Raw genomic sequence first — 24,203 nt, 5'->3', positions numbered from 1 at the left:
GGGACGCTGTTCCCGCACCAGGATGTCGAGGCGGGATGAGGAAGCTATGACCGAGTGGACGAAGCGGGTCGCGGTGTTCGATCTCGAGACGACGGGTATCGACGTCGAGAACGATCGGATCGTCACGGCGTTCGTGGGGCTCATCGACGGGGAAGGCACGGTCGAGCGCGGCACCGACTGGCTCGCTGACCCCGGGGTCCCCATCCCGGAACGAGCCGCGGCGGTGCACGGCATCACGACGGAGATCGCGCAGGCGGAGGGGCGGCCTGCCGTTGAGGTCGTCACGGAGCTGCGGGCTGCCCTCGACTGGATCGCACGTCATCGAGTGCCACTCGTCATCTACAACGCGCCGTATGACCTCACGCTCTTCGCTCGGGAGTGCGCGCGCCACGGCATCGAGCCGGTCGTCTTCTCGGAGCAGGTGGTCGACCCCCTCGTCATCGATCGCGCGCTCGACCGCTACCGGAAGGGCAAGCGCACCCTCACGGACACGTCGATCTTCTACGGTGTCGAGCTCATCGACGCCCACTCGGCCGGTGACGACGCCGTCGCGGCAGGCCAGCTCGCGCTGGCGCTCGCAGCCAAGTACCCCGCGGAACTCGACCTCGAGCTCCCTGCGCTCCATGCGAAGCAGGTCACATGGGCGGCTGACCAGGCCAGGGACTTCGAGGCCTACATGCGAGCCAACCGCGATCCGGACTTCACCGCAGACGGAGCCTGGCCGATTCGCACGGCGTCCTGACGATACGCGCCAGCCGTCCTGGTCGACCTGGCGCTGTCCTGGTCGGCTTGACGCCGTCCTCGTTGCCTTGGCGGGGCGAGGGCGCACGATTCGCCCGTGTCCAGGGAACGCAGAAGGGCGGCACCGAAACGGTGCCGCCCTTCTGCGTGAGCAGTGAGCTCGCCTGCGATGCAGGCGGAGGCTACTTGCTGCCGCCGCCGAACTTGGCGTAGCGGTTCTTGAACTTCTCGACGCGACCGGCGGAGTCCATGATGCGCTGCTTGCCCGTGTAGAACGGGTGCGAAGCGCTGGAGATCTCGACGTCGATGACTGGGTACGTGTTGCCGTCTTCCCATTCGATCGTCTTGGCGCTCGAGACCGTGGAACGGGTGAGGAACTTCTCTCCCGATGCGAGGTCGTTGAACACCACTGTGTTGTAGGTGGGGTGGACGTCAGCCTTCATAAGGGTTCCTTCAACGAGTTTGGTGAGCAGAATCGGACCACGGGTCCTGAGCCAAGGATCAACCTTAGCAGATCCGGACCCGCGAGTGTCAGTGCGACGCGCGGGCCGCGTAGCGGCCGCCGGCGTTCGTGACGTGGAGGGGAAGACCGAAGGTGGTCTCGAGGTTCGCGCTCGTGAGCACCTCGGTGATCGGGCCGGCGGCGACGAGCTTGCCCTCGCGCAGCAGGAGTACGTGGGTGATGCCGACGGGGATCTCCTCGACGTGGTGCGTGACCATGACGATGGCGGGGGCGTACGGGCTCTGCGCGAAGCTCGAGAGCGCCGCGAGCAGGTTTTCCCGGGCGCCGAGGTCGAGGGATGCGCTCGGCTCGTCGAGCAGGAGCAGCTCGGGGTCGGTCATGATGGCCCGGGCGATGAGGGTGCGCTTCTGCTCACCGTCGCTCAGGGTGCCGAAGTCGCGCTCGGCGAAGTCCCCGAGGTTCCATTCCTCGAGCACGCGCTGCGCGCGTCGCTCGTCGATCTCCTCGTAGGCCTCGTTCCAACGGCCCGTCACGGCGTAGGAGGCGGTGAGCGCCACGTTGATGACGCTCTCGTCCCCCGGGATGCGGCGCGCCATCGCGCTGGAGGCGACTCCGATGCGCGGGCGCAGCTCGAACACGTTGGTCCGCCCGAGGCGCTCGCCGAGCACGTCGACCTCGCCTGTCGTCGGGTGCTGCGTCGCGGATGCGAGCGAGAGCAGCGTCGACTTGCCGGCTCCGTTGGGGCCGAGCACCGCCCACCGCTCCGTCTCGTCGACGCTCCAGGTGACGTGGTCGAGGATCGGACGACCGTTGCGAACGACCGTAGCGTCGTTGAATTCGAGAACCGTTGCCATATGCCCCAGCCTAAACGCGGCTCGCGCCGAGGCTTCGGCGGCGCACCGCGTCAGCCAACGAGCTGCTCGTAGATAGCGATGGTCTCGTCGCTGATGCGCCGCCAGGTGAACTCGCGCTCGGCGCGTTCTCGCCCGGCCTTCCCGTATCGTGCGGCAGTCTCCGGGTCGCTGACGACCTCGGTGAGGACACGAGCCAGGTCGGCGACGAACTTGTCAGGGTCGAGCGGTGTCCCGGTGCCGTCGGTCGCCTGCTCGATCGGGACCAGTCGGCCCGTGACGCCGTCATCGACGACCTCGGGGATCCCACCGGTCGCGGTTCCGACGACTGCCGTGCCGCAGGCCATGGCTTCGAGGTTCACGATGCCGAGCGGCTCGTAGATCGACGGGCAGGCGAAGACCGTCGACGCGGAGAGCGCCGTCATGATCTCGCGCTTGCTGAGGTGCCTCGCGAGCCAGACGACGCCGTCGCGCTCGGTCTGCAGCTGCGCGACGAGGCCGGCGACCTCGGCTTCGATCTCGGGGGTGTCCGGCGCTCCGGCGCACAGGATGACCTGGACTTCCGGAGGGAGCTCGCGGACCGCCCGCAGGAAGTAGGGAAGCCCCTTCTGTCGCGTGATGCGTCCCACGAAGACGACGGCGGGACGGTCGGGGTCGATGCCGAGCTCGCGCGCCGCCTCCGGGTCCTCGACCCGCTGCCATGCGTCGAGGTCGATGCCGTTGTAGACGACCTCCACCTTGTCCGGGTCGAGGTTGGGGTAGGCGCGCAGGATGTCGGCTCGCATGCCGTGACTCACCGCGATGATGCGGTCGGCGTGCTCATAGGAGACCTGCTCGATCCAGCTGGAGAGCCGGTAGCCGCCACCCAGCTGCTCGGCCTTCCACGGGCGCAACGGCTCGAGGCTGTGCGCCGTGATGACGTGCGGGATGCCGTGGAGCAGCTTCGCGACGTGGCCCGCCGCGTTCGCGTACCAGGTGTGCGAGTGCACGAGGTCCGCACCCTCGATGTCGTTCGCGATCTCGAGGTCGGTGCCGAGGAAGCCGAGCGCCGGGTTCGCCGAACGCAGCGCTGGCGGCGTCGTGTAGGCGTACGTCTGCTGCTCATCGCGGGCGTCGCCGAAGCAGCGGACGTTGACGTCGATGTCGCGCCTCATCGCCTTGACGAGCTCGGTGACGTGGACTCCGGCCCCGCCGTAGACGGCCGGTGGATACTCGCGTGTTACCAGATCTACTCTCACGGGCTACACGGTAGTACAGCGGGGCTGGGAACCCCTAAGCTCGAGTCATGTCACAGGCAAAGGTGTTCGGCATCGTTCTCGCTGGCGGTGAGGGGAAGCGGCTCATGCCGCTCACTGCAGACCGGGCAAAGCCCGCTGTGCCCTTCGCAGGCCAGTATCGACTCATTGACTTCGCGCTCTCGAACCTGGTGAATTCCGGGCTTCACAAGATCGTCGTCCTGACCCAGTACAAGTCCCACTCGCTGGACAGACACGTCTCGCATACGTGGCGTCTCCCGGCCATGCTCAACTCCTACGTCGCCTCGGTGCCTGCACAGCAGCGCCTTGGCAAGCGCTGGTTCTCGGGCTCGGCTGACGCGATCAGGCAGAGCCTGAACCTCATCAACGACGAATCGCCGGACATCGTCGTCGTGGTGGGAGCCGACCATGTCTACCGCATGGACTTCTCGCAGATGATCGAGGCGCACATCGCCTCGGGTCGGAGCGCGACGGTCGCGGCCATCCGCCAGCCGATCTCCCTCTCCGACCAGTTCGGGGTCATCGACGTCGACCCGGACGACCGCACGCTCATCCGCGAGTTCCTCGAGAAGCCGGACGACGCGCAGGGGCTGCCGGACAGCCCGGGCGAGATCCTGGCGTCGATGGGCAACTACGTCTTCACTGCGGACAAGCTCGTGGAAGCCGTCATCCGCGACTCCACGCTCGAGGATTCGAAGCACGACATGGGCGGGGACATCATCCCGAGCTTCGTCGCGCAGGGTGACTGCGGCGTCTACGACCTCAAGGACAACGTCGTTCCTGGTTCCACGGATCGCGATCGCGACTACTGGCGCGACGTCGGCACGATCGACTCGTTCTACGACGCGCACATGGACCTCATCTCCACGCTGCCGATCTTCAACCTCTACAACGAGAAGTGGCCGATCTTCGCCCAGCAGCTGAACTCGCCTCCCGCGAAGTTCGTCCGCGACAGCCGCGGGTCGACGGGCACCATGATCGACTCGATCATCTCCCTCGGCTCCGTCATCTCAGGCGCGCACATCGAGCGGAGCGTGCTCGGCCCGTGGGACAACGTCGAGTCCGGGGCGGCTGTCGTCGACTCGATCCTGTTCGATCGGGTCAACGTGCAGGCCGGCGCCGTGGTTCGGCGCGCGATCCTCGACAAGAACGTCATCGTCAAGGAGGGCGCCTCCGTCGGCGTCGACCGCGAGCATGACCTCCGTCGCGGATTCACGGTCACCGACTCGGGCCTCACCGTCGTGGAGAAGTTCGGGATCGTCGAGCCGTGACGTCGGGCACGCTGACCCGCGCCCCGTTCCTGGTCCTCCTCGACGTCGACTCGACCCTCATCGAGGACGAGGTCATCGAGCTCATCGCCGACTACGCCGGCGTGACCGCCCAGGTCACCGAGGTCACGGAACGCGCCATGGCCGGCGAGCTCGCCTTCGAGGAGAGCCTGCGGCATCGTGTTGCGCTCCTCGAGGGCGTGTCTGCCGCCGACGTCGCCTCGGTCGTCGACCGGGTCGTCGTCACCGATGGCGTTCCCGAGCTCGTCTCGGGCGTGCACGCCGCCGGCGGGTACATCGCTGCTGTCTCCGGCGGGTTCCATGAGATCCTCGACGACCTCGCTGCCAGGCTGGACCTCGACCGGTGGCGAGCCAACCGGTTCGAGATCATCGAAGGCAGGCTCACGGGACGCGTCTCCGGCCCCATCATCGGTCGTGAGGCCAAGCGCGACACGCTGCTCGAGTGGGCAGACGAACTCGGGGTCGACCCGTCACGGACGGTCGCCATCGGAGACGGCGCGAACGACCTCGGCATGATGTCGGCGGCGGGACTCTCGATCGCGTTCGACGCCAAGCCGGTCGTGCGCGAGCAGGCGCACATCAGCCTCCCCGATCGCGACATGCGTCAGGTGCTGCACGTGCTCGGCCTCGCGGGCTGACGGCCACGGCGCAGACGAAGGGCCGACCGGATGCGTGCATCCGGTCGGCCCTTCGTCTGTTCGCCTGGCGGCCGCCGCTAGTGCCCCATGCCGAGTCCGCCGTCGACCGGGATGACGGCGCCGGAGATGTATCCGGCGTCATCGCTCGCGAGCCACGCTGCGGTCTTCGCGATCTCGTCGACGCTGCCGTAGCGCGCGGCGGGGATCTGCGAGAGGTACTCCTTCTTCGTGTCCTCCGGCAGCACGGCCGTCATCTCGGTCTCGATGAACCCTGGCGCGATGACGTTGGCTGTGATGCCGCGCGAGCCGAGCTCGCGGGTGAGCGAGCGGGCCATGCCGACAAGGCCGGCCTTCGCCGACGAGTAGTTGATCTGACCGGGCGAGCCGAAGAGCCCGACCACGCTCGAGATGAAGACGACCCGTCCGAATCGGGCCTTGAGCATGCCCTTCGAAGAGCGCTTGAGGACGCGGAAGACTCCCGTCAGGTTCGTGTCGATGACCTGCTGGAAATCGTCCTCCGACATGCGGAGGAGGAGGTTGTCCTTCGTGATGCCAGCGTTGGCGATGAGCACCTCGACGGCCCCGAGCTCCTGCTCGACGGCCTTGAACGCCGCGTCGACGCTTGCCGAGTCGGTGACGTCAGCTTGCACGGTGAGCGCGCCTTCCGGCCCGCCCTCCCCCGAGCGCGAGGTCACCGCGACGCGATGCCCCAAGCTGACGAAGTGTGCGGCGATGGCGAAGCCGATGCCACGGTTTCCTCCCGTGACGAGGACGGTTCTTTGGGTCATGCTGCTCCCTTGAGACGGTGAGCTCCAGTCTAGGGGCGAGGAGTAAGCTGAGCAGATCGCCGAGAGGAGCACCTGCCACCGTGCGATCACACACAACGAACGTCACCTCCATGGCGGACAGCGAGTACGACGAGCGCGCCGCCCGCATGAAGAAGTACACCATCATGATGCTGATCAGGGTGGCGTGCTTCGTCGCGCTCATCTGGGTGCGCGGACCCTGGATGTTCGTGTTCGCAGCCGGAGCCATCTTCCTTCCCTACTTCGCCGTCGTCATCGCCAACGCCGCGACGCAGCGCAGAACACGCAGGGTGGAGCGGCCGAGTTTCCTCCAGCGGCGAGGCAAGCCGGATGCGTGACGGCTTCGACCTGCTCGGGGCCCTGCAGGGCGGCGGTCTGGACGCGGCCGAGGCGGAGCCTCGGTGTTCGCGCGCGGGCTGCAGCGCCGATGCGACGACCCGACTGGAGTGGCGCAACCCCCGCATCCACGATGAGACCCGCCGCAAGGTCTGGCTCGCTTGCGGCGAGCATGCTGGCTACCTCGAGGACTTCCTCCGCCAGCGGGACTTTCCGGTGACCGCCGCCGCGATCGCGGGCGAGGCGGCCGACCACGAGGATGGGCACGCGTGAGCGGCGAGCGTCGCTGGCGGTTCGCGCTGTCGAAGCGCTGGCTCGGTTACCTGGGTCTGCTCATCGTGTTCGCCATAGCGTGCGGCTTCCTGAGCCACTGGCAGTTCGAGCGTCGAGACGAGCGCGTCTCCGAGAACGCCCGCATCACCGGCAACTTCGACCGGGAACCGGTCCCGATCGAGTCGGAGCTCGCGTCGCTCGACGCGTTCTCGATCAACCAGGAGTGGACGCCCGTGCTCCTGCAGGGCAGATATCTGACCGACGAGCAGCTCCTGGCCCGGTCTCGACCCCACAACGGCCTCCCAGGCTTCGAGATCCTGACCCCCTTCGAGACTCAGGACGGACGGGTCTTCATCGTGAACCGCGGCTGGATCCCGACCGGGGACGCACAGGACTCCCCCGACCACGTGCCGGCACCCCCCGAGGGTGATGCGACGGTGGTGGCACGACTCAAACCCGGTGAACCAGAGATCCCGGGTCGCAGCGCTCCGGCCGGACAGATCGCGACCATCCACCTGCCGCAGTTCGCCGAAGAGCTCGGTGCGGACCGCGTGTACACGGGTGCATACGGCCTGCTGTCTGCCGAACGGCCGTCAGCGGAGACCGGCGTGCTCACGACGAAGCCGGCGCTGGATGAGGGCAATCACCTGTCCTACGCGTTCCAGTGGATCATCTTCGCGATCATCGCGCTTCTCGGGCTCATCTTCGGCCTCCGCGCCGAATACCGCGATCGAAACCCGGACGACCCCAAGGTGAGGGAAGCCCTCGCCCGCGAACGCGAGCGAGCTGGGCGCCGCCGCAGGACCGATGCGGAGATCGAGGACGAGCTCCTCGACCGCGCAGGCGCCTGACAGTCCCCGTCACGAACGAAGCGCATGCCCCGAGGGGCATGCGCTTCGTGGTGCGGCAGGAGCGTTCGCGCGGCGTGCCTAGTTCATCGTGATGAGGTCGAAGTAGTCGGGCGTCCAGTGGTCCTCCACCCCATCGGGCATGATGAGCACCCGCTCAGGGTTGAGCGCCTCGACAGCGCCCTCGTCGTGGCTGACCAGCACGACTGAGCCCTCGTAGTGCGCGAGCGCGTCCAGGATCTGCTCACGACTCATCGGGTCGAGGTTGTTCGTCGGTTCGTCGAGGAGCAGGACGTTGGCGCTGGAAACCACGAGCATCGCCAGCGCGAGTCGCGTCTTCTCACCGCCGGAGAGCACCCCAGCAGGCTTGTGCACGTCATCCCCGGAGAAGAGGAAGGAGCCGAGTACCTTGCGCGCCTCGGTCTCCGTGAGGTGGCTCGAGACGCTCACCATGTTCTGGAGGACGCTGCGGGCGACATCCAGCGTCTCGTGCTCCTGGGCGTAGTAGCCGATCTTGAGGCCGTGGCCCGGCTCGAGCGCGCCCGTGTCCGGCTCATCGACGCCGGCGAGCATACGCAGAAGGGTCGTCTTGCCCGCACCATTGAGCCCGAGGATCACGACGCGTGAACCTCGGTCGATGGCGAGGTCGACCGCGGTGAAGATCTCGAGCGATCCGTAAGACTTCGAGAGATTCGATGCCCGCAGCGGGGTCTTGCCGCAGGCCGCGGGAGTCGGGAAGCGCAGCTTCGCCACCCGGTCGGCGACGCGGACCTCCTCGAGACCCGAGAGCATCTTCTCCGCACGACGCGCCATCTGGTGGGCCGCGGTGGCCTTCGTCGCCTTGGCACCGAACTTGGCGGCCTGCTGCTGCAGCACGGTCGCCTTCTTCTCGATGTTGGCCCGCTCCTTCTTGCGGCGCTCCTGGTCAGCCTCACGCTGTCGCAGGTAGTGCTTCCAGCCCATGTTGTAGACGTCGATGACCTGGCGGTTCGCGTCGAGGTAGAACACGCGGTTGACGGTGTCGCCGACGAGTTCGACGTCGTGGGAGATCACGATGAGCCCGCCGGCATATCCCTTGAGGAACTCCCGCAGCCAGATGACCGAGTCGATGTCGAGGTGGTTCGTCGGCTCATCGAGCAGCATCGTCTCCGCGCCGGAGAACAGGATCCGGGCGAGTTCGATGCGACGACGCTGTCCACCCGAGAGCGTCTGCAGCTCCTGGTCGAGGATGCGGTCCGGCAGCTTGAGGTTGCTGGCGATCGCCGCGGCCTCGGCTTCGGCCGCGTAGCCTCCGAGCGCCAGGAACCTGTCATCGAGGCGCGAGTACTTCTTCATCGCGGCCTCCTGCTCGGCAGGAGACCCCTCCGCCATCGCGAGGGTCGCCTCGTCGATGCCGAGACGCAGTTCACCGAGTCCCCTGGCGTCCAGGATGCGCGTGCGGGCCGTCTGCGTCGGGTCGCCGCTCCGCGGGTCCTGCGGGAGGTAGCCGATCTCGCCTCGGCGTTCGATCTTCCCTGCCGTCGGGAGGGTGTCCCCCGCCAGGATCTTCGTCAGCGTCGTCTTGCCCGCGCCGTTGCGACCGACGAGGCCGATCTTGTCGCCAGCGGCAACACGAAAGTTGACTCCCGACATGAGGGTGCGGGCACCCATGGTGATTTCGAGGTCATGTACGGCGAGCAAGAAGAGCATCCATTCGGTGGAGAGCGGGGCGAGCTGTGCAGTGCTGAGAGGCGGGTGTCGGGGCCACGCCGGGGTCGACCGGGCTGGCCCCGTAGCCGACAACCTGCCCAGTCTAGACGAGACGCGAATGAGCCCCGCCGAGGCGGGGCTCATCACGGTCAGACGTGGGTCAGATGTTGAACCCGAGCGCGCGCATCATGTCGCGCCCGTCGTCGGTGATCTTCTCAGGACCCCACGGCGGCATCCAGACCCAGTTGATGACGAACCGCTCGACTTGGCCGTCGAGCGCCTGCGCGGTGTCGGCCTCGATGACGTCAGTCAGCGGGCAACCTGCGGAGGTGAGCGTCATCGAGATGACCAGCGCGTCGGAGTCGTCGTCCCAGTTCAGGTCGTAGATGAGGCCGAGGTCGACGATGTTGACGCCGAGCTCTGGGTCCACGACCTCTTTGAGCGCCTCTTCGATCTCGTCGTAGCGTGTCGCTTCGAGTGTCGTCAGTGCCATGGCGTGATCCTACGCCTCGACCTGCTGCGCGAGGTAGCGGTCGTAGCCCTCGTTCTCGAGGCGGTCGGCGAGCTCGGGTCCGCCCTGGTCAGCGACCTTGCCCGCGACGAAGACGTGCACGAAGTCCGGCTTGATGTAGCGCAGGATGCGCGTGTAGTGGGTGATGAGGAGCACGCCGAGGCCGGTGTTCTCCTTGACGCGATTGACGCCCTCGGACACGATGCGGAGCGCATCCACGTCGAGGCCGGAGTCGGTCTCGTCGAGCACGGCGAACTTCGGCTTGAGAAGCTCGAGCTGGAGGATCTCGTTGCGCTTCTTCTCACCACCGGAGAAGCCCTCGTTGACGTTACGCTCGGAGAAGACCGGGTCCATGCGCAGTGCAGACATGGAGGACTTGACCTCCTTCAGCCACGGGCGCAGGGGCGGGGCCTCACCGGAGACGGCGGTCTTCGCGGTGCGCAGGAAGTTCGCGACCGTCACGCCGGGGATCTCGACGGGGTACTGCATGGCGAGGAAGAGGCCGGCCTTCGCCCGCTCGTCGACGGACATCTCGAGGACATCCTCGCCGTCGAGCGTGATCGAGCCGCTCGTCACCTCGTACTTGGGGTGGCCCGCGATCGTGTACGCGAGCGTCGACTTGCCTGAGCCGTTCGGGCCCATGATGGCGTGGATCTCGCCCTGGTTGATCGTCAGGTCGACACCGCGGAGGATTTCCTTGGTGCCCTGGTCGGTCTCGACCGTGACGTGGAGGTCGGATATCTGCAGCGTGGACATGTGCTAGCTCTTCTCCTCGAAGATTGGAGTGGGGTCGATGTAGATGTCGCCCTCTTGCACCTGGATGCGGTACACGGGCACTGGTTCGTAGGCGGGGAGGGTGCGTGGCCACCCGGTCTTGAGCGAGAACTGGGAGCCGTGCGCCCAGCATTCGATCGAGTCGTCCTCCACGAAGCCCTCGGCAAGCGAGATGTCTCCGTGCGAGCATCGGTCCCCGAGAGCGAAGAGCTCACCGGCCGAGTCCCGGACGACGCAGATGGCCTGTCCCTCGATCTCGAAGCGCTGCGGCGCCTCGACCTTCACGTCGTCTGCGGCGCAGAGACGCACCGAGGTCATCGCTCTGCGACGAGCAGAGGACTTGCGCCCTCGTTGAGCTCGCGTTCGAGCGCGTCCCGAAGATGGGTTGCGATCTCCTCGTTCCCGATCTGCTGGACGATCTCGTTGAGGAAGCCGTGCACCACGAGGCGACGGCTCATGGCCTCGGAGATGCCGCGGCTCATCAGGTAGAAGAGCTGCTCGTCGTCGAAGCGACCAGTCGCGGATGCGTGACCCGCGCCCTCGATGTCGCCGGTCTCGATCTCGAGGTTCGGAACCGAGTCGGCGCGCGTCCCCTCCGAGAGGACGAGGTTGCGGTTCTGCTCGTAGGAGTCGGTGCCGGGCGCGTTGCGGCGGATGAGCACGTCGCCGATCCAGACGGCGCGCGCGCCCTCGCCCTGCAGCGCGCCCTTGTAGTTGACACGGCTGCGCGTGTGTGGCGCATTGTGGTCGACGAAGACCTGGTGCTCGAGGTGCTGGCCGGCGTCGGAGTAGTAGAGCCCGTAGAGCTCGCCATCCGCGCCCTGCGCATTGAGCTGGAGCGTCGGGTTGAGCCGCACGATGCCACCGCCGAGCGAGACCACGATGTGCTTGATGAACGCGTCGCGCCCCACCGACAGGAAGTGCGTGGAGAGGTGCTGCGCGGAGTCTTCCCATTCCTGCATGGAGACGACCGTGACGTTCGCGCCGTCGCCGACGAGGATCTCGACGTTCTCGGCGACCGTCGCCTCGCCGGTGTGGCGGAGGATGAGGAGGCCCCTGGCGTGCGGCTTGATGTCGATCACGACGTGGGCCGCGAGTGCGGCGTCGCCGAAGCCCTTGCGGTCGAGGACGAACTGCTTGTCGTCTTCGCCCGACACCTCGACGAGGAGCGCCTCTTCGAAGTTCGTCCAGGCGTTGGCGGAGGCGCGGTCCTCTGGCTTTCCTGCGGAGCCGATGCGCGCATCCGAACGCGGGATCCAGCTCACCGAGACGCCCTCGGTCTCCGAGAAGTCGAGCTCGGAGCGGGTTCCGGTGAGCGTGCCGTTGATGAGCGCGTCGAGCTTCGCGACGGGAGTGTACTTCCACTCGATCTCGCGGCCGCTGAGCGGTGCGAAGTCGGCGAAGTCGAAGGAGGTGAAGCGCTCCGACCTCGTCTGCACCGGCACCTCGGAGCCGGGCCCATGGCTGTGCTTGTTGAGACCGAGCGGGTTGATCTGCTCGCTCGTCACCTGCGTCGTCATCTAGCCGACCGATCCTTCCATGCTCATCTCGATGAGCTTGTTGAGTTCCAGCGCGTACTCCATCGGCAGCTCGCGAGCGATGGGCTCGATGAAGCCGCGGACGATCATGGCCATGGCCTCGGTCTCCGGGAGTCCGCGGCTCATGAGGTAGAAGAGCTGCTCCTCCGACACCTTCGTGACGGTGGCCTCGTGGCCGAGCTGCACGTCGTCGACCCGGATGTCGATCGCGGGGTACGTGTCAGAACGGGACTGCGTATCGACGAGCAGCGCGTCGCAGACGACGCTGTTCGATGAGTGGTGAGCCTTGGCATCGATGCGGACCTCGCCTCGGTAGCCGGCTCGTCCCCCACCCCTCGCGATCGACTTCGACGTGATCGACGACTGCGTGTACGGAGCCATGTGGATCATCTTGGCGCCGGCGTCCTGGTGCTGGCCGGGACCCGCGAAGGCGACGGACATGGTCTCGCCCTTGGCGTGCTCGCCGACCAGGTAGATCGACGGGTACTTCATGGTGACCTTCGAGCCGATGTTGCCATCGACCCACTCCATCGTCGCGCCCTCTTCGGCGATCGCGCGCTTCGTGACGAGGTTGTAGACGTTGTTCGACCAGTTCTGGATCGTCGTGTAGCGAACGCGGGCGTTCTTCTTCACGATGATCTCGACAACCGCCGAGTGCAGGGAGTCGGACTTGTAGATGGGAGCCGTGCAGCCCTCGATGTAGTGGACGTAGCTGCCCTCATCGGCGATGATCAGCGTCCGCTCGAACTGACCCATGTTCTCCGTGTTGATGCGGAAGTAGGCCTGCAGCGGGATCTCGACGTGCACGCCCTTCGGCACGTAGACGAACGAGCCGCCCGACCAGACGGCCGTGTTCAGGGCCGCGAACTTGTTGTCCCCGGAGGGGATGACGGTGCCGAAGTACTCCTCGAAGAACTCCGGGTGCTCGCGGAGCGCCGTGTCGGTGTCCATGAAGATGACACCCTGCTTCTCGAGCTCCTCGTTGATCTGGTGGTAGACCACCTCGGACTCGTACTGAGCCGCGACGCCGGCGACGAGGCGCTGACGCTCTGCGTCGGGGATGCCGAGCTTCTCGTAGGTGCTCTTGATGTCGTCGGGCAGGTCCTCCCACGTCTGGGCCTGCTTCTCCGTCGACCGCACGAAGTACTTGATGTTGTCGAAGTCGATGCCGGAGAGGTCTGCACCCCAGTTCGGCATCGGCTTCCGCTCGAACATCTTGTAGCCCTTGAGGCGCGTCTTGAGCATCCACTCAGGCTCGTCTTTCAGGCGCGAGATGTCGGCGACGACGGCATCGTTGATGCCTCGCTTCGCGGACGATCCCGCAACGTCGGAGTCTGCCCAGCCGAACTCATAGCGGCCGAGGCCCTCGAGTTCTGGGCGATCGATCAGGACATCTGACATGTCTGCCTCGTCTCTCTCATCTCTGAAGTCGTTGTGCACGTGCGGGCGCTTGTCCGGCTTCACGCCGAGGTTCGTCTCGCATGTGGGTCTCCGGCCGGTGGGCCCGCGGTCGCTCAGGAGGACGGCGTGCGTCTACCTCTCGTAGAATGGAACCCGCGAAGGGCCTCCATTGTTCCCTGCGCCGCGATTCGGGCACACGTCCCGAGCGAAGACAACACCTTCTATCCTACGCCAGACAAGCCAGGCGTCTGAAAGGAACTCGTGACCGCGCAAGTCGCTCCCGTCCGTCCCTCACGAGCGGACGCCATCCGTGCGCGAATGATGCCCACCGGCATCACGCGCTACACGCGCTTCCTGGCGTGGGCGAGCCTGATCGCGAACATCGCCATCGTCGGCACGGGCGGGCTCGTCCGACTCACCGGTTCGGGCCTCGGCTGTCCCACGTGGCCGTACTGCACGGACGAATCGCTCATCAACACGCCCGAGATGGGCATCCATGGTGTCATCGAGTTCGGGAACCGTCTGCTGACGTTCATCCTGTGCGTCATCGCCCTCCTGCTGTTCCTGGCGGTCCTGAGGGTGCGCCCGCGCGGGATGCGCCTCGCCGTTCCGGCCTTCTCGATCGGCGTGCTGATCATCGTCCAGGCGATCGTCGGCGGCATCACCGTGCTCACCGGCCTCAACCCGGACATCGTGGGCCTCCACTTCCTCATCTCCGGCCTCATCGTCGCGATCGCCGCCGTCCTGCTCTTCCGGGTGGGACGCGGCGAGCCGGTCCCCGAGGTCGGAACGCGACTCGACGTCAGCCGGGCGGGTCTCGTGCTCACGCTCGCGGTCGTGGTCAACGTGTGGGTCTGGGTGACGGTGTTCGTCGGCGCGCTGACCACGGGATCCGGTCCGCACGCGGGAGACTCGGCGGCCTCGAGGAACGGGCTCGATCCCGTCGTCATGCAGCACGTCCACTCCTGGCCCGCGTACATCCTGCTGGCCTGCTCCCTCGCGTTCGCCGTTCTGGCCGCGGTGCGGAGGTTCCCGGCCACCCGCAAGGTCTCGCTGGGCCTGCTCGCGCTCATCGTCGCGCAGGCGGGCGTCGGCATCTGGCAGGCACGCACAGGCCTTCCCATCACCCTCGTGATCGTGCACATGGTGCTCTCGGTCACGACCATCGCTGTCGCCACGACCGCGGTGGCGACCATCCGCCGCGAAGGACGCCCGCAACGCGCCTGACCTCGCCGGCTTCGAGCCGAGTGCAGAGAAGCCCCGACGAGACCGTGTCTCGCCGGGGCTTTCTGGTTCAGAAGACGGTGGGCCTGCAGCTCGGGGAGAAGCGGGAACAGCGAAATCGGCCCGGCGGGAGGGATGCTCCGCCGGGCCGATCTCAATGGCTGCTGCCCCGCGCTAGGAGATCAGCGGGTCGATGCCGACTGCCACGAAGACGAGCGTGAGGTATGTGATGGAGAGGTGGAAGACCTTCATCGGCTTCCCGCCCTTGCCCGTGATGGTGCGGTGGTACAGCACGTGCGCCTCGTAGAGGAACCATGCGCCCGAGAGGACGGCGACGGACGTGTACAGCCAGCCCATGCCCGCGATCGGGACGAGCAGGAGCGAGCAGATGACCGTCGCCCAGGCGTAGAGCACGGTCTGCAGCGAGACCGACAGCTCCCCCTCGGTGACCGACAGCATCGGGACGCTCGCCTTCGCGTAGTCGTCGCGGTACTTGACGGAGAGCGGCCAGTAGTGGGCCGGGGTCCAGAGGAAGATGATGGCGAACAGCACGAACGGCGCCCAGCTGAGGGAGTTCGTGACGCCGGCCCAGCCGATGAGGACGGGCATGCAGCCCGCGACGCCGCCCCAGATGATGTTCTGCTCGGTGCGGCGCTTGAGCACGATCGTGTAGAAGACGACGTACAGCAGGATGGCGCCGACGGAGAGCGCCGCGGTCAGCGGGTTGGCGACAAGCCACAGCACGACCGTTGACAGGATGCCCAGGGCGAACGCGAAGACGAGAGCCTCGCGGTCAGTCAGCTCCCCCGTCACCAGGGGACGCTTCGCGGTGCGCTTCATCAGGCGATCGATGTCGCGGTCGATGTAGCAGTTGAAGGCGTTTGCGCTGCCTGCGGACATGGCGCCGCCCAGGACGACCCCGAGGACGAGCCACAGGTTCGGCACGCCGCCCTGCGCCAGGAACATCGTCGGCACCGTCGTGATGAGGAGGAGCTCGATGATGCGCGGCTTCGTCAGCGCCAGGTAGGCCTTCGCCTTGCGCCCCAACGTCGCTCGCTGCGGGGGTGCGACAGCCACTAGTTCATCGACAGACAAAGCCACCAAGTCCTCTTCGCTCGAAATCTCCTGGCAATTCTATCTGGTCCCGCCGAGAACGGCTCCCCATTCCGGGGCGTGCCAGCCGGTCACAGCTGCCGTCGCGGACCGTGAGGCCCGTCGCACGGAGAAACATGACCGAGAACTGGATGCCGTTCCTCCCGCGCGGACCCGACGTGGCGATAGGCTGTGAGGCGGCCCTTTCCCAACGACGACGGGACGCAGTGTGACGAATTTTGAGTGGTCTGAGCTCGATCGACGTGCAGTCGACACAGCAAGGATCTTGGCGGCGGACGCAGTTGAGAAGGCGAAGGGTGGGCACCCTGGCACGGCGATGAGCCTCGCCCCCCTCGCGACGCTGCTCTACCAGCACGTGATGCGGGTCGATCCGAAGGACCCCCACTGGATCGGTCGCGACCGCTTCATCCTCTCGGCGGGACACTCCTCGCTGACCCAGTACACCCAGCTCTACCTGGGCGGCTTCGGTCTCGAGCTCGACGACCTCAAGCAGCTCCGCCAGCTCGGCTCCAAGACGCCGGGCCACCCGGAGTTCGGCCACACCGACCACGTCGAGATGACGACGGGGCCACTCGGCCAGGGGCTCGCCTCCGCAGTGGGCTTCGCCTACGCGCAGCGCTTCGAACGCGGACTCTTCGACCCCGAGGCCGCTCCCGGGGAGAGCCCCTTCGACCACCGCGTCTACGTCATCGCCAGCGACGGCGACCTGCAGGAGGGCGTGACGAGCGAGGCCTCCTCGCTCGCGGGCCACCAGGAGCTCGGCAACCTCATCGTCTTCTACGACGCCAACCAGATCTCCATCGAGGACGACACCGACATCGCCTTCACGGAAGACGTCGCCAAGCGCTACGAGGCCTACGGCTGGCACGTCCAGACGGTCGACTGGACCGCGGGCGAGCAGTACCACGAGGACCTCTCCGCACTGCACGACGCGACGCTCCAGGCCCAGGCCGAGACCGGGCGCCCGTCGATCATCGTCCTGAAGACCATCATCGGCTGGCCGAGCCCGACCAAGCAGAACACCGGCGGCATCCACGGCTCGGCGCTTGGTGAGACCGAGCTCGAGGCGGTCAAGAGCCTCATCGGATTCGACCCGAAGCAGAGCTTCGAGGTCGCCGATGACGTGCTCGCCTACACGCGAGGACTCGCCGAACGCGCGGCTCCGGTGCGCGCTGAGTGGCAGCAGAGCTTCGACGCCTGGAAGAGCGCGAACCCCGAGCGCGCCGAGCTGCTCGAGCGACTCGAGGCCGACGAGCTGCCCGAGGGCATCGCCGACGCGCTGCCAGACTTCGCGGGCGTCGCCAAGGTCTCCACCCGCAAGGCGTCGGGCGAGGCCATCAACGCACTCGCAGCCCAGCTCCCGGAGCTCTGGGGCGGTTCGGCCGACCTCGCCGGCTCCAACAACACGACCATCAACGGGGCCGCGTCCTTCATCCCCTCGCAGTTCTCGACGTCGAGCTGGACCGGCAACCCCTACGGACGGGTGCTGCACTTCGGGATCCGCGAGCACGCCATGGGCGCGATCCTCAACGGCATCACGCTGCACGGCAAGACTCGCGCGTTCGGCGGCACGTTCCTGATGTTCAGCGACTACATGCGTCCCTCCGTCCGCCTCGCTGCGCTCATGAACATCCCGTCGATCTTCGTGTGGACGCACGACTCCATCGCCCTCGGTGGCGACGGCCCGACGCACCAGCCCGTGGAGTCCCTCACGGCGCTCCGCGCCATCCCGAACCTCGCAGTGGTCCGCCCAGCGGACGGACCGGAGACGGCGGCGGCCTGGCTCGAGGTCGTGAGCCGCCGAGGCGGCCCGACCGGCCTCATCCTCTCGCGCCAGGACCTCCCCGTCATCGCACGCGGATCCGGAGACGCCAACGAGCAGGAGTTCGGCTCCGCCGCCGCAACGAAGCGAGGCGCCTACGTCCTCGCGGAAGCCTCCGGCGGCACGCCCGAGGTCATCGTGCTCGCCACCGGCTCCGAGGTCCAGTACGCGCTGGAAGCACGTGAGACGCTCCAGGAGCAAGGACACCCCACGCGCGTCGTGTCCGTCCCGAGCTTCGAGTGGTTCGCCGAGCAGGACGCGGCCTATCGGGAGCACGTCCTCCCAGCTGCCGTCGAGGCTCGCGTGAGCATCGAGGCAGGGCTCGCACTGCCATGGCTCCAGTTCGTGGGACCCAAGGGCCGCAGCATCTCGATCGAGACGTTCGGCGCATCCGCAGACCAGCCGGAGCTCTACAAGGCCTACGGCATCACGGCAGAGGCCGTCGTCGACGCGGCGCTCGAGTCGCTCGCGCAGTAGCGCTCCCCTGCGAATCACCGCTCTTCCTCATCAGCTACGCGAAGGAACACCAACAATGACTTCAACACCCACAGCAGCACTCGCCGAGGCCGGCGTCAGCATCTGGCTCGACGACCTCTCGCGCTCAAGCCTCGAGTCGGGCGCGCTCGAGCGCCTCATCGCCGAACGCGGCATCGTCGGCGTCACGACGAACCCGACGATCTTCGCCGGCGCCCTCAGCAAGGGCGACGCGTACGACACGCAGGTCGCCGAGCTCCAGGCCCGCGGCGCGAGCATCGACGAGGCGATCTTCGAGATCACCACTGACGACGTGCGCTCCGCGTGCGACCTCTTCCTGCCGATCTACGAGGCCACTGACGGCCTCGACGGGCGCGTCTCGATCGAGGTCTCCCCCGAGCTCGCCCGCGACACCGCAGCGACGATCGAGGAGGCCAAGCGACTCTGGGCCACGGTCGACCGCAAGAACGCCATGATCAAGATCCCGGCGACCGTCGAAGGCCTCCCGGCCATCACGGAGGTCATCGCTTCCGGCATCAGCGTCAACGTCACGCTGATCTTCAGCCTCAGCCGCTACCGCGAGGTCGTGAACGCGTACCTGTCCGGTCTCGAGCAGGCCAAGGAGCGCGGGCACGACCTGTCGACGATCCGCTCCGTCGCATCGTTCTTCGTCTCGCGCGTCGACGCCGAGATCGACAAGCGACTCGTGGCCGCGGGGAGCGACGAGGCGACCGCGCTCAAGAGCCGTGCTGCTCTTGCGAACGCCCGCCTCGCCTACGCAGCCTTCGAAGAGGAGTTCTCGAGCGAGCGCGCGAAGCTGCTGCTCGCCGAGGGCGCGCACGTGCAGCGCCCGCTCTGGGCATCCACTGGCGTCAAGGACCCGGCGCTGCCCGACACGCTCTACGTGACCGAGCTCGTCGCGCCCAACACGGTCAACACGATGCCGGAGAAGACGCTCGAAGCCGTCGCCGACCACGGGGTCATCACGGGCAACACCGTCGCGGGAACCGCCCACGCGGCCAACACGACGCTCGACGAACTCGAGGCGCTCGGCGTGAGCTACGTCGAGGTCACGGAGCAGCTCGAGACCGAGGGCGTCGACAAGTTCATCGTCTCCTGGCAGGAGCTCAAGGCAACCGTCGACTCGCAGCTCAAGGCTGCCGCGGCGAAGGCCTAGGGGAACCGCCGTGAGCATCAAGGTCAGCACCGCGGGTGCCGCGAACGCAGCGGCCACCGCAAAGGTCGGCGAGCTCGTCGCCGAGCGATTCGCGTCGCGACTCTTCGCGCAGGACGCCACCCTGTGGGGTGCGGCAGCCGAGGCCGAATCGGCAATCCGCCTCGGCTGGACGCGCGCGCACGAGGTCTCGCGCGAACTGGTCGACGGCATCATCGCGCTGCGGGACGAGTTCGCGTCGGCAGGCATCACCCGATTCGTGCTCTGCGGGATGGGCGGATCGTCCCTGGCCCCCGAGGTCATCACGCGCACCGCGGGCGTCGAGCTCGTCGTGCTCGACTCCACCGACCCAGCACAGGTTCGTGCAGCAGTCGAGGAAGGCCTGGAGCGCACGGCGATCGTCGTGTCGTCCAAGTCCGGCTCCACGGTCGAGACCGACTCGCAGCGCCGAGCGTTCGTGAGCGCATTCGAAGCGGCCGGCATCGACCCGGCCGGCCGCGTCGTGATCGTCACCGATCCCGGCTCGCCCATGGAGGAAGCCTCTCGGGCGGCGGGCTACCGCGTGTTCCTGGCCGACCCGCACGTCGGCGGACGCTTCTCGGCGCTGACCGCGTTCGGCCTCGTGCCCTCCGGGCTGGCGGGCGTCGACATCGCCGCCCTCCTCGATGACGCCGGCGTCGCCGCGACGGCCGTCGCCATCGACGACGAGAGCAACCCTGCCCTCGTCCTCGGCGCCGCGATCGCCGCGAAGCGATTCCTCGGCATCGTCGACGACGGCACATCCATCGTCGGCTTCGGCGACTGGGTCGAGCAGCTCATCGCCGAGTCGACCGGAAAGGACGACCTCGGCATCCTGCCCGTCGTCCTCACCCCAGGTGCTCCGGAGATCGACGCTCGCCCGGCCGACCTGCAGCTCGTACGCGTGGCTGCCGACGCTGAGTCGACCCCGGCAGCGGGCGACGACATCACCGTCTCCGGTTCGCTCGGGGGCCAGTTCGTGCTCTGGGAGACCGCTGTCGCTGTCGCGGGCGCCGTGATCGGCATCAACCCCTACGACCAGCCCGACGTCGAGTCGGCAAAGGTCGCCGCACGCGGACTCCTGGAAGCGACACCGGAGCCCACGCCTGCCGCGTTCGTCGCGGAGGGCGTCGAGGTGCGCGGCAGCGAGACCGTCGTCGCCGGGCAGAGCACGCTGGAAGGGGCCATCGACGCACTCGTGGCCCTCATCCCAGCGGACGGCTACCTCTCAGTGCAGGCCTATGTCGACCGGAATCGCTTCGGCGCACTCGAAGCGCTTCGCGACGAGCTCGCGAAGCGCTCAGGACGTCCAGTCACCTTCGGGTGGGGGCCGCGCTTCCTGCACTCCACCGGGCAGTTCCACAAGGGCGGCCCGAAGGTCGGCACCTTCCTGCAGATCACGTCCGGAGAGAAGGACGACCTCGAGATCCCCGAGCGTCCGTTCACCTTCGGCACGCTCATCTCGGCGCAGGCCGCTGGTGATGCCTCCGTGCTCGAGTCGCACGCGCAGCCTGTGCTGCGCATCGACCTCGGCGAATCCGGCAGCGGACTCGACGCGCTCCTCGGCGCCATCTCGCGCTAACCGATCAGCGAGGCGGGGATGCGAGCACCATCGCATCCCCGCGCTCGTGTCTGCAGGACAAACACGGGAGCACGCAACCCGTGCCTAGAAAACAAGGAGGCGACGCTGTGACGCCAGTCGACATCAGCGCGGACAACAACCCCCTCAGGTCCATCGACGATGGGCGCCTGCGCCGCATCGCGGGACCCTCAAGTCTCGTCATCTTCGGAGTCACGGGAGACCTCTCCAGGAAGAAGCTGCTCCCGGCGGTCTACGACCTCGCGAACCGCGGTCTGCTCTCCCCGTCGTTCGGCCTCGTCGGGTTCGCTCGTCGGCCGTGGTCCGACGACGAGTTCCGCGCGTTCGTGAAGGAGAACGTCGAGCAGCACGCGCGGACGCCCTTCAACGAGGACGTCTGGACGCAGCTCGCCAAAGGCATCCGCTTCGTCTCCGGGGAGTTCGACAACGACGCCTCGTTCGACTCCCTCAAGGTCGTCCTCGACGAGCTCGACAACGAGCAGGGCACGCGGGGCAACCACGCGTTCTACCTCTCGATTCCGCCCCGCTCCTTCCCAGAGGTGACAACTCAGCTGCGCCGATCCGGGCTCGCCGAGGAACGCCAGGACTCGTGGCGGCGCGTCATCATCGAAAAGCCCTTCGGCCACGACCTGGCCTCCGCGCGCGAGCTGAACAGCATCGTCGAGTCGGTCTTCGCGAGCGACGCGATCTTCCGCATCGACCACTACCTCGGCAAGGAGACGGTGCAGAACATCCTCGCGCTGCGCTTCGCGAACTCCATGTTCGAGCCGCTGTGGAACGCCAACACGGTCGACCATGTCCAGATCACGATGGCCGAGGACATCGGCGTCTCCGGCCGCGCCGGCTACTACGACGGCGTGGGCGCTGCACGCGACGTCATCCAGAACCACCTCTTGCAGCTGCTCGCCCTCACCGCCATGGAGGAGCCGCTGTCCTTCAACGCGAAGGACCTCCGCCAGGAGAAGGAGAAGGCCCTCGCGGCTGTTCGCCTCCCCCACGACCTGTCGCTCGCGTCGGCTCGAGGCCAGTACGGCTCCGGCTGGCAGGGCGGAGAGTTCGTGCGTGGGTTCCTCGAAGAGGACGGCATGAACCCCAAGTCGACCACCGAGACCTACGCGGCGCTCCGAGTCGAGCTCGACTCACGTCGCTGGGCCGGAGTGCCGTTCTACCTGCGCACGGGCAAGCGGCTCGGTCGTCGCGTGACCGAGATCGCCGTCACGTTCAAGCAGGGCCCCCTGTACCTGTTCGACGAAGCCCAGCGCACCTCGCTCGGACCGAACGCGCTGGTCATCCGGGTTCAACCGGATGAGGGCGTCACGATCCGGTTCGGCTCGAAGATCCCGGGCTCCGGCATGCACGTGCGGGACGTGACCATGGACTTCGGCTACGGACACGCATTCACCGAGTCGAGCCCGGAGGCCTACGAGCGCCTCATCCTCGACGTGCTGCTCGGCGATCCTCCCCTGTTCCCCCGCCACGAGGAGGTAGAGCTCTCCTGGAAGATCCTCGACCCCGTCGAGGAGTACTGGGCCACCCAGGGACAACCCGAACTCTACAAACCCGGCAGCTGGGGCCCGGCCTCGGCCACAGCCCTGCTCGCCCGCGATGGCCGCACCTGGAGGCGCCCGTGATCATCGAACTCGGCAATACGACGACCTCGGCCGTCTCGAAGCGACTCGTCTCCATGCGAGAGGAGGGCGGCGCAGTCGCGCTCGGACGCGTGCTCACCCTCGTCATCTCCACCGGCGAACGGCGCGGCGAGGCAGCTATCGCCGCTGCGAACTCGGCCTCCGGCGAGCATCCCATGCGCGTCATCGTGATCCACGTCGTCGATCGTGACGCGAAGGTCTCGAACATGGACGCGGAGATCAGGGTCGGTGGAGACGCCGGAGCGAGCGAGGTCATCGTCCTCCACGTCTCCGGACCCGCCTCCGACGACCCCGAGACCCTGGTGCAGGCCCTCCTCCTGCCCGACGCTCCCGTGGTGGCCTGGTGGCCGGACTCCGCCCTCGGCGCACCGAGCGCGTCGTCGCTCGGCCGCATCGCACAGCTCCGCATCGTCGACTCCGGCAGCTCGCCAAACGGTGAGGAGACCGTGGCGAAGCTCGCGGCGGGGTTCTGTGACGGAGACAGCGACCTCGCGTGGACGAGACTGACCAGCTGGCGCGCGCAGATCGCGGCCGTGCTGGACCAGCCCCCGTACGAGCCCATCCAGGAGGTGGAGGTCATCGGCCGCCCCTCGCAGACCTCGACGCTCCTCATGGCGGCGTGGTTGCAGCTCTCGTTGCAGGTTCCCGTCCGCGTCGCGCAGGCGACGGACCGGGAACTCGGACGTGCGCAGCTGCGCGCGATCAAGCTCACGCGTCCGAGCGGCGTCGTCACGTTCGAGCGTGTGAGCGACTCCGCGGTCGTGCTGACACAGCCAGGTCAACCGGAGCAGAAGATCCCGATGCCGGTCCGAGACCTCCCCGACGTGCTTGCTGAAGAGCTGCGATCGCTTGGACCCGACCGAGTGTTCGGAGAGGTGCTAGTTGCCGCCGCCGCGGCGGAAGCCCACGCTCACGTGGCCGAGGAGACCACCGAGGAGACCGGCGAGGGAAGCGAATGATGCAGGCGACACGGGTCCGTCACGTCGAGCCCTCTGTCGCCGCGGTCGCGGAGAACGCTGCACGCCGGTTCGTCGAGCTCGTCGCCTCGACCACGGCAGAGCTGCATGTCGCGGTGAGCGGTGGATCCGTCGCGACGAAGGTGCTCCCCGCCTTCGTCGTCGAGATGGATCGAGCCGGGCTTGACTGGACGCGCGTGCACGTGTGGTTCGCCGATGAGCGCTTCGTCCCGACCGGGCATGATGACCGGAACGTCGTCGCCGTCGCAGAGGCGCTGAAGGGTGCGGCCGGGTTCGAGCAGGCACGCCTGCACGCGACCCTGGCGAGTGACAGCGGCGAGACCCTCGACGACGCTGCGGTCGCGTACGAAGCTGAGCTGCGAGCGATCGTTCCTCCGGCGGATGGCGTACCGGGAGGCGTCCCCTCCTTGGACCTCGTGCTCCTCGGCGCGGGAGGCGACGGTCACACCGCGTCGCTGTTCCCCGGCACTCCCGGGCTCGAAACCGCGTCCGCGCTCGTCGAGAGCATCGGTGACTCGCCGAAGCCGCCACCTGAGCGGGTGACGCTCACGCTGCCCGCCATCCGCGAGGCGGCCCGCGTCTGGGCTGTCGTCACGGGTGCCGAGAAGGCGTCGGCCGTGCGACTGGCTTCCACGGAGGGGGTCCCGGCTGAGGAATCCCCCCTCGGGGCTGCGACCGGCCGCCTCGAGACGCTCCTGCTGCTCGATGCGGCCGCAGCGGAAGCCCTCGGCTGACCCC

Annotated in this window: 24 protein-coding genes; 13 read left to right on the top strand and 11 right to left on the bottom strand. The window is 67.4% G+C overall.

Annotated features, from left to right (window positions below; translation table 11 throughout):
• The first annotated feature begins 46 nt into the window (after positions 1–46).
• Positions 47–742: an exonuclease domain-containing protein gene (locus HDC34_RS10255; protein ID WP_179556773.1), complete on the top strand. Its 696-nt coding sequence runs from the start codon at positions 47–49 to the stop codon at positions 740–742.
• 181 nt (positions 743–923) lie between these two features.
• On the opposite strand, the gene HDC34_RS10250 is transcribed toward HDC34_RS10255, so the two are convergent.
• From HDC34_RS10250 to glgA, 3 genes are all read right to left on the bottom strand, one after another.
• Positions 924–1,184: a type B 50S ribosomal protein L31 gene (locus tag HDC34_RS10250; protein WP_068481959.1), complete on the bottom strand. Its 261-nt coding sequence runs from the start codon at positions 1,182–1,184 to the stop codon at positions 924–926.
• A gap of 88 nt (positions 1,185–1,272) precedes the next feature.
• The gene (locus HDC34_RS10245) at positions 1,273–2,058 is read right to left on the bottom strand and encodes an ABC transporter ATP-binding protein (protein ID WP_179556772.1); all 786 of its coding nucleotides are present in this window, start codon (positions 2,056–2,058) and stop codon (positions 1,273–1,275) included.
• A gap of 50 nt (positions 2,059–2,108) precedes the next feature.
• Positions 2,109–3,293, bottom strand: a complete 1,185-nt coding sequence (gene glgA, locus HDC34_RS10240; RefSeq protein ID WP_179556771.1) for a glycogen synthase — start codon at positions 3,291–3,293, stop codon at positions 2,109–2,111.
• 47 nt (positions 3,294–3,340) lie between these two features.
• Between glgA and HDC34_RS10235 the strand changes: the two genes are divergently transcribed.
• Both HDC34_RS10235 and serB read left to right on the top strand, forming a co-directional pair.
• Positions 3,341–4,582, top strand: coding sequence for a glucose-1-phosphate adenylyltransferase (locus HDC34_RS10235; RefSeq protein WP_104252892.1), 1,242 nt, complete (start codon positions 3,341–3,343; stop codon positions 4,580–4,582).
• Positions 4,579–5,238, top strand: a complete 660-nt coding sequence (serB, locus tag HDC34_RS10230; RefSeq protein WP_308807304.1) for a phosphoserine phosphatase SerB — start codon at positions 4,579–4,581, stop codon at positions 5,236–5,238. Before HDC34_RS10235 ends, serB begins: the two co-directional genes overlap by 4 nt.
• Before the next feature lie 77 nt (positions 5,239–5,315).
• Here the strand turns inward: serB and HDC34_RS10225 are convergent, their stop codons facing one another.
• Positions 5,316–6,026: a beta-ketoacyl-ACP reductase gene (locus tag HDC34_RS10225; RefSeq protein ID WP_104311900.1), complete on the bottom strand. Its 711-nt coding sequence runs from the start codon at positions 6,024–6,026 to the stop codon at positions 5,316–5,318.
• Between the two features lie 80 nt (positions 6,027–6,106).
• Between HDC34_RS10225 and HDC34_RS10220 the strand changes: the two genes are divergently transcribed.
• The 3 genes from HDC34_RS10220 to HDC34_RS10210 are packed head-to-tail and all read left to right on the top strand — an operon-like array spanning position 6,107 to position 7,504.
• Positions 6,107–6,382 (top strand): DUF3099 domain-containing protein, encoded by a 276-nt coding sequence (locus tag HDC34_RS10220; RefSeq protein ID WP_146079113.1) that lies wholly within the window; start codon positions 6,107–6,109, stop codon positions 6,380–6,382.
• A complete protein-coding gene (locus HDC34_RS10215; protein ID WP_306455471.1) occupies positions 6,375–6,653 on the top strand; it encodes a hypothetical protein in 279 nt (92 codons plus the stop codon). The genes HDC34_RS10220 and HDC34_RS10215 overlap by 8 nt, the downstream gene beginning before the upstream one ends.
• Positions 6,650–7,504: an SURF1 family protein gene (locus HDC34_RS10210; protein ID WP_179556770.1), complete on the top strand. Its 855-nt coding sequence runs from the start codon at positions 6,650–6,652 to the stop codon at positions 7,502–7,504. Before HDC34_RS10215 ends, HDC34_RS10210 begins: the two co-directional genes overlap by 4 nt.
• A gap of 78 nt (positions 7,505–7,582) precedes the next feature.
• Here HDC34_RS10210 and HDC34_RS10205 read toward each other — a convergent pair whose 3' ends face one another.
• The 6 genes from HDC34_RS10205 to sufB form a co-directional block, all read right to left on the bottom strand.
• Positions 7,583–9,181 carry an ABC-F family ATP-binding cassette domain-containing protein gene (locus tag HDC34_RS10205; RefSeq protein ID WP_104312574.1) on the bottom strand — a complete coding sequence of 533 codons (1,599 nt, stop codon included), beginning with the start codon at positions 9,179–9,181 and terminating at the stop codon, positions 7,583–7,585.
• A 169-nt stretch (positions 9,182–9,350) separates the two neighbouring features.
• Complete coding sequence (locus HDC34_RS10200) at positions 9,351–9,683, bottom strand: metal-sulfur cluster assembly factor (protein ID WP_104311902.1); 333 nt, start codon at positions 9,681–9,683, stop codon at positions 9,351–9,353.
• Between the two features lie 9 nt (positions 9,684–9,692).
• Positions 9,693–10,457: a Fe-S cluster assembly ATPase SufC gene (sufC, locus tag HDC34_RS10195; RefSeq protein ID WP_104252897.1), complete on the bottom strand. Its 765-nt coding sequence runs from the start codon at positions 10,455–10,457 to the stop codon at positions 9,693–9,695.
• A 3-nt stretch (positions 10,458–10,460) separates the two neighbouring features.
• Complete coding sequence (locus tag HDC34_RS10190) at positions 10,461–10,793, bottom strand: non-heme iron oxygenase ferredoxin subunit (RefSeq protein ID WP_068481923.1); 333 nt, start codon at positions 10,791–10,793, stop codon at positions 10,461–10,463.
• Positions 10,790–11,995, bottom strand: a complete 1,206-nt coding sequence (gene sufD / locus HDC34_RS10185; RefSeq protein ID WP_179556769.1) for a Fe-S cluster assembly protein SufD — start codon at positions 11,993–11,995, stop codon at positions 10,790–10,792. The genes HDC34_RS10190 and sufD overlap by 4 nt, the downstream gene beginning before the upstream one ends.
• Positions 11,996–13,414 (bottom strand): Fe-S cluster assembly protein SufB, encoded by a 1,419-nt coding sequence (gene sufB / locus HDC34_RS10180; protein ID WP_179556768.1) that lies wholly within the window; start codon positions 13,412–13,414, stop codon positions 11,996–11,998. It lies immediately after the preceding gene.
• Positions 13,415–13,675: 261 nt separating this feature from the next.
• Here sufB and HDC34_RS10175 point away from each other — a divergent pair, with 261 nt between their 5' ends.
• Positions 13,676–14,641: a heme A synthase gene (locus tag HDC34_RS10175; protein ID WP_179556767.1), complete on the top strand. Its 966-nt coding sequence runs from the start codon at positions 13,676–13,678 to the stop codon at positions 14,639–14,641.
• Positions 14,642–14,812: 171 nt separating this feature from the next.
• Here the strand turns inward: HDC34_RS10175 and HDC34_RS10170 are convergent, their stop codons facing one another.
• Positions 14,813–15,715, bottom strand: a complete 903-nt coding sequence (locus HDC34_RS10170; protein WP_308807303.1) for a heme o synthase — start codon at positions 15,713–15,715, stop codon at positions 14,813–14,815.
• A gap of 244 nt (positions 15,716–15,959) precedes the next feature.
• Here HDC34_RS10170 and tkt point away from each other — a divergent pair, with 244 nt between their 5' ends.
• The 6 genes from tkt (at position 15,960) to pgl (ending at position 24,199) form a co-directional block, all read left to right on the top strand.
• Positions 15,960–18,050: a transketolase gene (gene tkt / locus HDC34_RS10165; protein WP_179556765.1), complete on the top strand. Its 2,091-nt coding sequence runs from the start codon at positions 15,960–15,962 to the stop codon at positions 18,048–18,050.
• Between the two features lie 55 nt (positions 18,051–18,105).
• Positions 18,106–19,224 carry a transaldolase gene (tal, locus tag HDC34_RS10160; protein ID WP_179556764.1) on the top strand — a complete coding sequence of 373 codons (1,119 nt, stop codon included), beginning with the start codon at positions 18,106–18,108 and terminating at the stop codon, positions 19,222–19,224.
• 10 nt (positions 19,225–19,234) lie between these two features.
• Positions 19,235–20,821, top strand: coding sequence for a glucose-6-phosphate isomerase (locus tag HDC34_RS10155; RefSeq protein ID WP_179556763.1), 1,587 nt, complete (start codon positions 19,235–19,237; stop codon positions 20,819–20,821).
• Between the two features lie 107 nt (positions 20,822–20,928).
• Positions 20,929–22,470, top strand: a complete 1,542-nt coding sequence (gene zwf / locus HDC34_RS10150) for a glucose-6-phosphate dehydrogenase (protein ID WP_104311910.1) — start codon at positions 20,929–20,931, stop codon at positions 22,468–22,470.
• Positions 22,467–23,447, top strand: coding sequence for a glucose-6-phosphate dehydrogenase assembly protein OpcA (locus HDC34_RS10145; protein ID WP_104311911.1), 981 nt, complete (start codon positions 22,467–22,469; stop codon positions 23,445–23,447). Before zwf ends, HDC34_RS10145 begins: the two co-directional genes overlap by 4 nt.
• A complete protein-coding gene (pgl, locus tag HDC34_RS10140; protein ID WP_179556762.1) occupies positions 23,444–24,199 on the top strand; it encodes a 6-phosphogluconolactonase in 756 nt (251 codons plus the stop codon). Before HDC34_RS10145 ends, pgl begins: the two co-directional genes overlap by 4 nt.
• The last annotated feature ends 4 nt before the right edge of the window (positions 24,200–24,203 follow it).

The sequence above is a fragment of the Pseudoclavibacter sp. JAI123 genome (genome assembly GCF_013409665.1).
In the GTDB taxonomy this organism is placed as follows: Bacteria; Actinomycetota; Actinomycetes; order Actinomycetales; family Microbacteriaceae; genus Pseudoclavibacter.
This window is presented reverse-complemented; position numbering and strand designations above follow the sequence as displayed.